This is a genomic window from Pseudoalteromonas sp. NEC-BIFX-2020_015, from assembly GCF_012952265.1.
GTDB classification, from domain to species: Bacteria; Pseudomonadota; Gammaproteobacteria; order Enterobacterales; family Alteromonadaceae; genus Pseudoalteromonas; species Pseudoalteromonas neustonica.
On record NZ_JABCJL010000007.1, the window covers coordinates 1 to 12,603 of the forward strand.

The 12,603-nt window shown below is 40.9% G+C and carries 10 protein-coding genes; 6 read left to right on the forward strand and 4 right to left on the reverse strand.

Features of this window, described 5'->3' with window-relative positions:
• Positions 1-248 precede the first annotated feature (248 nt).
• Together HH219_RS06760 and HH219_RS06765 are read left to right on the forward strand one after the other, a co-directional pair.
• The gene (locus tag HH219_RS06760) at positions 249-1,073 is read left to right on the forward strand and encodes a M90 family metallopeptidase (protein ID WP_054205490.1); all 825 of its coding nucleotides are present in this window, start codon (positions 249-251) and stop codon (positions 1,071-1,073) included.
• Positions 1,074-1,170: 97 nt separating this feature from the next.
• A complete protein-coding gene (locus HH219_RS06765) occupies positions 1,171-4,356 on the forward strand; it encodes an amidohydrolase family protein (RefSeq protein WP_054205489.1) in 3,186 nt (1,061 codons plus the stop codon).
• 83 nt (positions 4,357-4,439) lie between these two features.
• Here the strand turns inward: HH219_RS06765 and HH219_RS06770 are convergent, their stop codons facing one another.
• Positions 4,440-5,057: a TetR/AcrR family transcriptional regulator gene (locus HH219_RS06770; protein WP_054454158.1), complete on the reverse strand. Its 618-nt coding sequence runs from the start codon at positions 5,055-5,057 to the stop codon at positions 4,440-4,442.
• A gap of 100 nt (positions 5,058-5,157) precedes the next feature.
• On the opposite strand from HH219_RS06770, the gene HH219_RS06775 reads away from it, so the two are divergent.
• Positions 5,158-5,634, forward strand: coding sequence for an HPP family protein (locus HH219_RS06775; protein WP_064436002.1), 477 nt, complete (start codon positions 5,158-5,160; stop codon positions 5,632-5,634).
• A gap of 30 nt (positions 5,635-5,664) precedes the next feature.
• Here HH219_RS06775 and HH219_RS06780 read toward each other — a convergent pair whose 3' ends face one another.
• Positions 5,665-6,027, reverse strand: a complete 363-nt coding sequence (locus HH219_RS06780; protein WP_064436001.1) for a hypothetical protein — start codon at positions 6,025-6,027, stop codon at positions 5,665-5,667.
• Positions 6,028-6,176: 149 nt separating this feature from the next.
• On the opposite strand from HH219_RS06780, the gene HH219_RS06785 reads away from it, so the two are divergent.
• Positions 6,177-6,929: a Nif3-like dinuclear metal center hexameric protein gene (locus HH219_RS06785; protein ID WP_169326995.1), complete on the forward strand. Its 753-nt coding sequence runs from the start codon at positions 6,177-6,179 to the stop codon at positions 6,927-6,929.
• Positions 6,930-6,957: 28 nt separating this feature from the next.
• Here the strand turns inward: HH219_RS06785 and HH219_RS06790 are convergent, their stop codons facing one another.
• Together HH219_RS06790 and HH219_RS06795 are read right to left on the reverse strand one after the other, a co-directional pair.
• On the reverse strand, positions 6,958-7,722 hold the full coding sequence (locus tag HH219_RS06790; protein ID WP_054205484.1) for an ElyC/SanA/YdcF family protein: 765 nt from the start codon (positions 7,720-7,722) through the stop codon (positions 6,958-6,960).
• 52 nt (positions 7,723-7,774) lie between these two features.
• Positions 7,775-8,662, reverse strand: a complete 888-nt coding sequence (locus HH219_RS06795; RefSeq protein ID WP_054205483.1) for a LysR family transcriptional regulator — start codon at positions 8,660-8,662, stop codon at positions 7,775-7,777.
• A 291-nt stretch (positions 8,663-8,953) separates the two neighbouring features.
• Between HH219_RS06795 and metE the strand changes: the two genes are divergently transcribed.
• Both metE and HH219_RS06805 read left to right on the forward strand, forming a co-directional pair.
• Positions 8,954-11,227, forward strand: coding sequence for a 5-methyltetrahydropteroyltriglutamate--homocysteine S-methyltransferase (gene metE / locus HH219_RS06800; RefSeq protein ID WP_169326996.1), 2,274 nt, complete (start codon positions 8,954-8,956; stop codon positions 11,225-11,227).
• Positions 11,228-11,809: 582 nt separating this feature from the next.
• Entirely contained in the window at positions 11,810-12,412 is a 603-nt protein-coding gene (locus HH219_RS06805) for an ABC transporter substrate-binding protein (RefSeq protein ID WP_064435998.1), read from the forward strand.
• Positions 12,413-12,603: the final 191 nt, after the last annotated feature.

Here is a 12,603-nt window from a genome sequence, read left to right on the forward strand (position 1 = left end):
AATTGCTTTTAAACCAACCCGTTGGGCGTTTCACAGGCGCTTACTCTCATCGTTGTTACTTCTTAAAAGGGACTGCCATTGTTGCAAAGTAACGCCTTGATATTAAACACCTGTGAAACGCTGAAGTTTGCATCTTGAGGTGGCTTGGGTATAGTTCTTGGGCGGTTTTTATGTAACTGCTATGAAATGATTGAATTTTGCCCTAAGCGGACATATTAATAGTTTATCTCTGTTAATAGGACCCTTTAATGGTAAACGGATTGTTAGTACTCGCACTGGTAGCGTTTGTGGTTATTTATTGGCGTTGGCCAGTAATTCAAAATCGCTTGTGGCAAAAAAAATATCAAGATTATCATTTAGATGAAAAACAAAAAGCGCTGTTGTTACGCTGTATGCCTATTTATCAAAAGATGACAGATGCTGACCGTGAGAAACTAGAGCGCCATATTGTTTGGTTTTTGAATGAAAAACGTTTCATAGGTTGTGATGGTTTAAAACTCAATGAGGGTATGAAATTAATTGTTGCTGCTGATGCATGTTTATTAGTATTAAATAAACCGTGGCCACTTTATCAAAACGTTAAAGAAATTTTGCTTTATCCCAGCGCTTATTATGCACCACAAACATCCCGGGATAGCGCAGGCTTAGTCAGCTACCATAATACTATTCGTCAGGGAGAGTCTTGGCCTGGTGGCACGTTAGTGCTTAGTTGGCACGACGTACTTGAGGGTAATAGATTACCAAACGATGGGCATAATCTTGTGTTTCATGAGTTTGCTCATCAGCTAGATCAAGAAACAGGTAAAACCACCGGCACTCCGTTACTCACTAAAGAGTCAGACTATCAAGAGTGGGGGCGCATTTTTAGCCGTGCTTTTAATCAATTAAAAACACACGTTGCCTATAGTATGCCTCATGTTATCCATAGTTATGGTGCAACAAATGAAGCGGAGTTTTTTGCTGTGATCACTGAAACCTTTTTAGAAAAGCCAAGTGAACTTCGACACTACGATCCAGAAATTTACAGCTTATTAGTTGGCTACTATCAATTTGACCCAATTAAATGGCATTAACCGCCAAATTAAGACGCTTTATCAGATATCGCTGGTAAGTTGCTATCGTTTTTGTTGCAATCAATATTAATAAACAACAAGAACAAGCGAGATAGCAATGAAAGCAATGCTCCATACAACAATGGCTGTAGCAATGTCATTGGCCCTTTATGGTCAAGCACAGGCACAAGAAAGTACTGATGATAAAAAGTGGCAAGTTGATGCACCGCAAGGGCAATTTGTCGATGCGACTATTAGTGTGTCACAAGGCACATGGATGAATATTGATGTGAGCCCAGATGGTAAAACCATTGTGTTTGATTTGCTCGGTGATATTTATACTATGGCGATGTCGGGCGGTAAGGCGACTCAATTAACAACTGATATTGCATGGCAAATGCAGCCACGCTTTAGCCCAGATGGTAAACATATTGCGTTTACCTCAGATCAAGGTGGCGGCGATAACATTTGGCTAATGGATTTAAACGGTGAAAACCAAACAGCAGTAACGAACGAAACTTTTCGTCTTCTTAATAGTCCTGCTTGGAGCCCTGATGGCGACTATTTAGTTGCACGTAAGCATTTTACGGCAAGTCGTTCATTAGGTGCGGGTGAAGTATGGCTTTATCACAAAGCAGGTGGTAAAGGTGTACAGTTAACTAAACGTGCTGACGATCAAAAAGATTTAGGTGAGCCGATGTTTTCGCCTGATGGCCGTTACGTTTATTTCTCGCATGATTCGACTCCAGGTAAAACGTTTCATTATTCAAAAGACTCGGTTGCGGGTATCTACAAAATTAAACGTTATGATCGTCAAACAGGTGAGATCGAAACAATTATAAGTGGTATGGGTGGGGCGATTCGTCCAACACCGTCACCTGATGGTAAAAAACTTGCCTATATTAAGCGAGATGATTTTCAAACGAGCCTTTACATATATGATTTAACGTCGGGTCAGCACACAAAGTTGTACGATAAACTTGAGCGTGACATGCAAGAAACATGGGCTATCCATGGCGTTTATCCAACAATTGCTTGGACACCAGATAATGAAGAGCTGGTATTTTGGGCGGGTGGTACAATCCATAAGCTTGATGTGAAAGATGGCGATGTTGAGACGGTACCATTTGAAGTACAAACAAGTAAAAAAATTCAAAAAGCGGTGCGTTTTACACAAAATATTGATGCCGATGAATTTGATGTAAAAATGCTGCGCAATGTACAGGTATCTCCAGATGGCGAAACCGCTATTTTTGAAGCGCTTGGGCATATTTATAAACGTGATTTAGCGTCAGGTAAAATAAAGCGTTTAACGAAACAAGATGATCATTTTGAGTTATTTGCGCAGTTTTCTCGCGATGGTAAAAAAATAGTTTATGTAACATGGGACGATAATGAGCAGGGTGCTGTTCGTGTTGTATCTGCTCGCAGCGGGCGTGGCGATGACATAACCACTGAACCGGGCAAATATGTAGAGCCAACATTTAGCCCAGATGGCAAAACAGTTGTGTATAGAAAAACATCGGGTGGCGGCATATTAAACCCTGATTGGTCGTTACACACAGGCATTTACGCGGTGAGCACAAAAGGCGGCAAAGCTGAGCTAATTACAAAAAGTGGCTATCAACCACAATTTGGTGCGCAAAACGACCGTGTATTCATTATGAGTCCATGGCCAAAGCCAACATTAAGTGTTGTTGAACTTGATTCTAAGAAAGTCAGTAAACTGTATGAATCTGAGCATGCAACTGAATTTAGAGTATCGCCTGATGGAAAATACCTTGCGTTTGCTGAGCGTTTTAAAGTATTTGTTACGCCGCTAGTTGAAAGCGGTAAAACCATTAATATAGGCCCTAAAGATAGTCAATTTCCGATTGAACAGCTCTCAGTACGTGCGGGTGAAAGCATCAGTTGGAGTGCAAATAGCAATAAACTATATTGGACACTCGGCCCTGAGCTTTATCACGCAAGCTTAGCTGGGTTGTTTGATATTAATAAAGCTGATGACACTGATTTTAAAGTTGAAAGCGGCGATAACATCAGTTTTACTCGCAAAATAGCTGAGCCGAAAGGCATGATAGCCCTAACGGGTGCGCGTATTATCACCATGAAAGGTGAGCAAGTTATCGAAAATGGTGTGTTGCTAACTGATGGTAAGCATATTAAAGCACTGGGCAGTGTAGCAGATGTGAGCATTCCAAAAGGTGCAAAAATCATTGATGTAACTGGTAAAACAATTATGCCAGGGCTTGTTGATGCGCATGCTCACGGCTCGCAAGCGAGTAATGAAATTATTCCAGAGCAAAACTGGAAGAACCTAGCTGGTTTATCATTAGGTGTAACAACCATTCATGATCCTTCTAATGATACCACTGAAATTTTTGCTGCAAGTGAAATGCAAAAATCAGGGGCTATTGTAGGCCCGCGTATTTTCTCTACCGGGACTATTTTATATGGCGCCAATATGCCAGGGTATACGTCGCATATTGATTCGTTAGATGATGCTAAATTTCATTTAGAGCGTTTAAAGAAAGTGGGTGCGTTTAGTGTTAAATCATATAACCAACCCCGTCGTGAGCAACGCCAGCAAGTGATAGAAGCTGGTCGAGAGCTGGAAATGATGGTTGTGCCAGAAGGCGGATCGTTATTACAACATAACTTAACCATGGTGGTTGATGGCCATACAGGTATTGAGCACTCACTTCCTGTTGCAAACATTTATGACGATATTAAGCAGCTTTGGTCACAAAGTGATGTAGGTTATACGCCTACTCTTGGTGTTGCGTATGGTGGTATTTGGGGTGAAAACTACTGGTACGATAAAACGGACGTATGGAATCATCCACGCTTAAGTAAATTCGTACCTAAAAATCAATTGTTACCGCGTTCAATGCGTCGAGTTAAAGCGCCCGATCATCACTACAATCACTTTAATAATGCCCGTGTAGCAAAAGAGCTACAAGATTTAGGTGTACTAGTTAATTTAGGTGCGCATGGGCAACGTGAAGGGTTGGCTGCACATTGGGAGATTTGGATGTTTGCCCAAGGTGGAATGACCCCACTGCAAGCAATTCGCGCCGCGACGCTTGATCCGGCCAAATACATAGGCCTTGATCAAAATATTGGTTCGTTAGAAGTAGGCAAATTAGCCGATTTAATGATCATCGACGGTAATCCGCTGACGAATATTCGTGATACAGATAAAGTTGATTACACCATGATCAACGGTCGTTTATTTGATGCGGCAACAATGAATGAAGTTGGTAAAAAAGAACGCGATAAACTTTACTTTGAAGATAAGTAATTATTAGCGTTATAGACTAATTAAAAGCGGCTAAATAGCCGCTTTATTTTTTAACAACAAAGTAACGCCTTGATATTAAGTCCCTATGAAACGCTGAAGTCTGCATCTTGAAGCGGTTTGGGTATATAGCTTTGTACAAGTTGTCGTAGTAATAATGGGTCTTGCAATAGTTGGTTGCTAGAATGCATGACTCTTGCTTGGCAGATCATACCTTCTTTTAATGTCATTAATAATTGTGCTAACTGCTTGGCTTTTTCTGACTTGCTTTTAAGTTGTGTTGTTTGCGATAGCTTGTCGAACAGCAATTGTAAAACAGCTTTTTTGTGTGCACTGCAAAGTATTGCAATAGGGTGGTCGCTGTGTGGAAATTCAGCCGCAGTATTAATAAAAAAACAACCATTAAAGTCGCCAAGCTCTATGGCCTTATTATCTATCCAAATTGAGAGTGAACCAAACAGCGCTGATGCGATTTCAAAAGGAGTATCACAGTTTTTTAACCGATCGTTGAGCCAATGATTAAAGCGTTTATCCCTGGCTTCAAGGCAGGCGCAAATCAACTCATCTTTACTGACAAAGTGGTTATAAAGAGTTTTTTTTGCAACGCCAGACTCTTTTAGTATTTCATTAATACCTACCGCATGAATCCCTTTTTGATAGAAGGCTGTCAGTGCAGTATTAATAATATGGGTGCGCTTATCCATGATGGCTCCTTGTAAAAAAGTAAGCTTGACATGAGTAGACCGACTTGTCTATCATTTGCGTGTAGACAAGTCGGTCTACTTTTAGTTAGGAGTTATATTTATGAATGATGGATCGTATCAAGCTGTCATTGCAGGGGTGTTTTCAGCGCTTACATTGTTGGTTTTAGCGTATTTAGAAAGTGTAAATAATTATGGGGTCTGGCTTATGGCACCTTTTGGCGCCACGGCAGTATTAGTTTTTGGAATACCAGATAGCCCTTTGGCAAAAGCTAAAAATGTGATTGCAGGCCATTTGATCACTGCTTTTATCGCGGTCGTGTTTGTCACTTATATAGGCTCAGATCCTATTAGTATTGCCACAGCAACGGGTCTTGCAATAACGGCGATGATGCTAACTAAAACAGTTCACCCAGCAGCAGGGGCCAATCCTATTTTAATTATAAGCAGCGGGCAAAGTTGGGACTTTTTAATTATGCCAGTATTGATTGGCACCGTATTTATTGTCGTGTGTGGCTATTTGAGTACGTGGTTGATAGTTAAAGTGACTCTTTATTGTGAGCACAAAAAAACCGCTTAAGAGCGGTTTTTTTGTTTGCTTAGCTGTAAATTACACAACACCGCGTGGAAGGCGGCAGTCATGTTCTTTTCTCGCTAAGTACACAATCCAAAACTCTTCAGCTGTGTAGCCATCTTCATTTTCTGTAGTAACAGTAAATGCTGCTTTTTTAACGGCTGGAACAGTCGTTTTTGTTTTGGTTTTTTTAGCAGGCGCTTTTTTTACTGTTTTCTCAGACGAACCGCCTGAAGTTAACTGTTCAGTTAATTCAGCAACTTCTGCAAGGCGCAAATTTTTGCCGCCATCGATGCTGTACCAACCAGGTTTGGTGGTGATTTCAGGTTTATTACCATTGGCTGCTTCATATGCTGCTTCAAAGGCATTTAACACTTCTGTTTTGTCTAGTTTGCTCATCAGAGACCCTATACGTTGTAAACACAGATTAAGAATACCTATTTATACCTATTTTTGGGTTACTTTTCAATTTTTTGCGATTTCCCTTCCATTTTGAATAGATAACCGCCAAAATTTGCACAAAATCTAACGTTTATGTGGAATATGAAATGCAACGTCGAGAATTTAACCAGTTATTAAATGCGATCTTAAAGCCTGACTCAATTAAGGATTTTTGCCCAAATGGGTTACAAGTTGAGGGGCGAGAACGGATTCAAAAAATAGTAACAGGTGTAACCGCCAGCCAAGCGTTGATTGATGCTGCAATTGCCCTCGGTGCAGATACTATTTTAGTGCACCATGGCTATTTTTGGAAAGGCGAAGCACAGCCTATCACGGGTATTAAAAAGCGCCGTATTGGTGCGTTACTGAATCATGATATTAATTTATTTGCATATCATTTGCCGTTAGATGTGCATCCTGAGATTGGCAATAACGCACAATTAGCTAAATTACTCGATTTAGAAATGACAGGCGGCTTAGAGCCGATAGCAAATAGTGTTGCAGTAAAAGGGCGATTAAAAACGCCTATGACGGGTGAACAGTTCGCGCAAAAAATAGCTGAGGTACTCAATCGAGAACCCTTAGTGAGTTTAGTGCGTGATGAACCAATTGAAACCATAGGGTGGTGTACAGGTGGTGGGCAAGGTTATATTGACTTAGCTGCTAACCAAGGACTCGATGCTTATTTAACGGGTGAGGCATCAGAGCAAACAATTCACAGTTCACGAGAACAAAACATTGATTTTTTTGCCGCGGGTCATCATGCGACCGAACGCTATGGGATCCAAGCGCTCGGTGAGCTATTAGCACAACAACATGGATTTGACGTTACCTTTATTGATATAGACAACCCAGTTTGAAAATAAGTCAAATTCTGTTGATTGGAAACTACAGCGCCTCTGGATCAACCCAGCGGCGCACTGCAATCCAACCACGGCCAATTACTTCGTGCCATTGACGTGTTACAGCTAAGAGTACATTTACATTAGGGACATACTGTTTATGGACAGGCCAAGCAGAGTAATCATAAAAGTCAGTCGCAGCGGGTATTACATCAACCCCTTGTGCGTTAAATAAATCTTTTGCACGGCGCATATGGCTCGATGATGTGACTAACGCAACTTTAAAATCCACAAGTGCAGGCGCTAAAAATTTAGCTTCGTCGGCGGTGTCCATGGCTGCTGGGTTTTGCTTTATACGGTTAGCTTTTACTCCAAGGCTAATCGCTGTTTGCTGCATTAAATGACTATTGGTGACTTTGCCGTAGCCCCCACCTGAAACAATAAGCTGTGCGTGTGGATAAAGATACGCAAGCCTTATGCCTTCTACTAAACGACTTTTTGCACAATTACCCAGCTGGCTATTCGCACTGAGGTTTGGGTTTGGTATTAGATCGCAGCCAAGTACCACTATCTTGTCTATTTTTGAATGATTTTTAGAATTAAATACATATTGAAGTTGCGTGGAAGGATCGACTATTTTTTGGCCCATAAACGGTGTGCTGATCAGCATTAGCGCGCAAGTAACGAGTAAGCCAGTAAATGCGGCGACTTTGTTGTTACGCAAAGCTATCAAAAAGCACAAAGCACATATTAGGCCGAACAAGGGCAGTGGCATGAGCATTGCGCCGAGGATTTTTTTAAGTTCAAACATCACAGTAGCATCAGTAAAAGAGTTTTACGTATGCTACTGGGTTCGCTTGATTTTATCGACCGTTATTTAACTTACAGGTATTTAAAAAGTGGCGATAAACCGGGTTATCCCGCATATTCTTTTTCATTGCAAGGTACATGGGGCGAGTGAGCCCTAATGCGCCAAGGGGAATCGATTTGATTAAACCTTGGCTCTCATAAGGCGTTACTAGCCAATCTGGTAATGCCGCAACGCCCATACCCGCACTGACAAGTTGAAAAATAAGTAAGCCTTGCTCTACGTTTTTTAAGGTGCCGTCAAAACGTGCATTTTGAATAAAGTGCTTAAATATATCTTGGCGTTCGCGTGGAATTGGGTATGAAATAATGGTTTCGTTTTTCAAATCCAGTGCAGTAACGTACGCTTTTTTTGCCAGCTCATGATCGGGGGCAACAATCAGCTTAAGTTTAAAGTCAAATAAATGTGCGTATTCAAGTTTATCGGGTTCACGGATATCAGAGGTAAGCACTAGATCCAACTCGTCGCTTAATAGATCAGGGATTGCGTCGTAGCTAAAGCCACGTTCATAATCTACTTTAATATCAGGCCAAAAGTTATTAAATTCTTTAATCGTGGGTAATAGCCAATGAAAACAAGCATGGCATTCAACACTTAATCTTAACTGCGAAATCGGCTGGTTAAGGCTTTCCTTTAGTCGGCATTTTGTCGCTTCAACGCGGGGTAGTACTTCACTCGCTAGTTCAAGTAATAGCATACCTTGGGGTGTAAACCGCACAGGCTGAGTTTTACGTTCAAATAACTGACAATCAAGCTTGTTTTCTAAATCTTTAATCTGATGAGATAAAGCTGATTGAGTTAAAAATAGTTCGCGGGCGGTATTCACCAAAGAGCCGGTTTCTTTTAAGGTCGCAATGGTCTTTAAATGTTTTACATCAATCATCTTTAATAATTCTCATGGTATAAGTGAGGTTAACTCAGATTGCAGACATAATACGCCTTTATTGAAGATGCTTCAACGTCTAGATGGCTAAAGAATGTCATTTGTTTTACTTAACGTTTACAACTTCACTATAGCATCAAATTTGACAGCGTTGTCATTATATTTATTCTGATTTATAAAAATATTTATATGAAATTACCTCAAGTTAAATAGGAGGAAGCATCAATTGTGTAATGTAAGGGAGAGGTGTAAATTTTTAGCCATCTAAATAGCTAAATGGAGTTCTTTAATATGGCACAATTACATAACCTAGGCTTTCCTCGGGTAGGCAAAAAACGCGAACTTAAATTCGCAGTCGAATCATATTGGGCTGGTAAAATTAGCCAAGCAGAGTTACTTGAGCAAGGTAAAACGATCCGCGCAGAAAACTGGGCGTTACAGGCCGATGCGGGTATAGAGTTATTACCGGTAGGTGACTTTGCTTGGTATGACCATGTGTTATCAACTTCGTTATTAATCGGCGCTGTACCTAAGCGTCATCAAAAAACAGATGGTAGCATTGATCTTGATACGTTATTTCGCATCGGTCGTGGTCGAGCACCTACAGGCTGTTCATGTGCAGCCAGTGAAATGACGAAATGGTTTAATACGAACTATCATTATATAGTGCCAGAGCTTAGCAGTGATCAGCAGTTTGCATTAAGTTGGACTGAGTTATTTGATCAAGTAACCCATGCACATGCATTAGGGCATAATGCAAAAGTGGTGTTAGTTGGCCCTGTAACTTACCTTTATTTAGCAAAATGTGTGGGCAGAGAATTTGATAAATTAAGCCTACTTGAAAAACTGTTGCCAGTGTATCAACAAGTCCTAGTAAAGCTAGCGCGCCAAGGTGTTCAGTGGGTACAAATAGATGAACCTATTCTTGCTCTTGAGTTGTCTGATGATTACCGCCATGCATTAAAAGCAAGTTTTAACGCACTTGCAGGTCAAGGTGTAAAGTTGTTACTGGCTAGTTATTTTGACTCTGTGAGTGCTTACTATGATGATATAGCTGCTTATCCAGTTGACGGTGTACATTTTGATTGTGTTGCAGCTAAAGTCGATTTTACACAGATTGATTCGTTATTGAGCGCTGATCAAGTTCTATCATTAGGTGTAGTTAATGGCCGTAATATTTGGCGTGCAGACCTCGATGCGGTATTTTCCACGATAAAAGACATTGCAACAAAGCGCGGTGATAATTTATGGCTTGCTCCGTCATGTTCTTTATTACACACGCCAGTTGATTTAGAGCAAGAAGAAAAGCTTGATGATGAGTTACGCTCCTGGCTTGCTTTCGCAAAACAAAAAGGCCAAGAGCTGTCATTGTTAAAAGCAGCACTTGAGATCAATGATAACCGTGATTTAGTTACTTACTCAGCCCCTGTAAAAGCACGTTTAACATCAACACGTGTCAATAATGCAGCAGTGCAACAACGAGTAAGTGCGTTAACCGTAAAAGAGGGGGAGCGTGAGAATGTATTTGCTCAGCGAATTGAAAAACAACATGGAGCACTTAACTTACCATTATTACCGACAACCACGATAGGTTCATTCCCACAAACACAGGCTATCCGTAAAGCGCGTCGTGATTTTAAAGCCGGTGAATTATCTGCCACTGACTATCAAAATCAAATGGAAGCCGAAATCCGCTACGCAGTAGAAGAGCAAGAAGCGCTTGATTTAGATGTATTAGTACATGGTGAAGCTGAGCGTAATGACATGGTTGAATATTTTGGTGAACTGCTTGAAGGTTTTGCTTTTACCCAGTTTGGTTGGGTGCAAAGCTATGGCTCTCGCTGTGTGAAGCCGCCGGTGATCTGGGGAGATGTCTCACGCGAAAAAGCAATGACGGTTCAGTGGACTCAATACGCGCAGTCGCTTACCAGTAAAAAAATGAAAGGCATGCTAACAGGCCCTGTCACTATTTTGTTTTGGTCATTTATTCGTGATGATTTAGATAAACCAAGCATTGCAAATCAAATAGCACTCGCGCTGCGTGATGAAGTGGTGGATTTACAAAATGCGGGCATTGAGATAATTCAAATTGATGAACCTGCATTTCGTGAAGGTATGCCACTCAAAGCCACCCAATGGCAAGACTATTTAGAGTGGGCAGCGTATGCATTTAGAGTGTCAGCCAGTGGTGTGAAAGACGAAACACAAATTCATACGCACATGTGTTACGCGGAATTTAACGGTATTATTGCCGCTATTGCGGATATGGATGCCGATGTGATCACTATTGAAACATCACGCTCAAACATGGAGCTACTAGATGCATTTGAAAACTTTGATTACCCAAATGATATAGGCCCTGGTGTATACGATATTCACACACCAAACGTGCCAGATACTGCATGGATCAAAGCGTTAATCCACAAAGCCGCGCGTAAAATACCCGTTGAGCGTTTGTGGGTGAATCCAGATTGTGGTTTAAAAACACGTGGATGGGAAGAAACCCGCCAAGCACTTGATAACATGGTTAAAGCGACTAAAGAACTGCGTGAAGAACTAAAGTAAACGCTTAAAGTAAACCTCTTTACGCTGTTAAGCCCTAGTAATATTGCTAGGGCGTGTTGACCTTTGTGGATTGAAATTTGTTCAATCTAGGGGCGATTTAATCGCGGCGCGAGGTTTGTAACCTAGCGGGCTCGATAACTGCTCCTGCGTTATTCTACTGGCTCACATCCATATGAGAATAAGTAAAAACCGAGCAAAGCTTCCGCGTCCTGCTCACGCCCCTTACCTACATCCCTGTAGGTAACAAAGAGTCAATCGCCCCTAGGAAGAACCCTTTGGGCAGTGCATGTTTGGCATTTATACTGCGTTATCGCCTATTTATGGGAAACAACCACACGACATAGGCTCTGCCTTGCCTAAATACCAAACATACTGCTGCAAAATCAATCACGAAAGGTCAACACGCCCTAGGGCTTTTTGTTTAGTTTTATGTGTAGTTGTCGCTTCTATCTAACATTATGATAGTAAAGAATTAAATTGATTGGTGCCTGATTGGCATTAATTATGTTCACTATTGTGTCTTTTTATTCTCTTAGTGAGCAAGTAAATTAGCGTATCAGAATTATTAAGGGTCTAATCAACATGAAATTACTTAGCCGCGGTGTGTTTTTACTGACTTTACTTTTTAGCGTTTCTTTGATGGCTCAGACGCAAACAGCAAAAGATCCACAGCAATTATTAGTCTCTATTGGGGACCAGTTATTTAGTGATATAGGTAAAGTTAATAGCCAAGGTAATGCGTCAAAGCATGAGATGTCAGCCATTGTAAGTAAGCATTTAATGCCGCATATAGATGTGAAGTTTGTTTCATACAAATTGTTAGGTAAGCATATTAAAGGCATAGAGCGGGCGCAAGCTACAGGGTTTATTAGTGCGGTTGAGCACTATTTGACAATGACATACGCCAGTGCACTGATGAAATATACCGGGCAAGAGATCAAATTTGAAAAAAATAATGATGTCACCACCGGGGATTTTACAACAGTAAAAACACAAATTATAGATTCACAAGCCCCAACAATAGACCTGCACTTTAAACTTCGCCACGGTAAAGATGGTAGCTGGAAAGTATATGATATCGTTGCTGAAGGTATTTCCTTATTGAGTGCTAAACAAAAAGAAGTGATTCAACGTATTTCTGAAGTAGGGCTTGACCAAGTTACTCGCGAACTGAGTAGTAAATAAGCACTTTTATCCCGCCTCCAACCAGAAGCGATAAGTTACGAAAGTGACTTGTCGCTTTATATTAATACCATTATTATTCTTTTAAAATCACACTCTTTGCGCTAGCGTGTCGATCAAGGTGTGCTAGAATAAGCGCCTATAAATTATTATATTAAGCGCAGTGTCAGTTTGGTGTTGTTAAACTCGCGAAC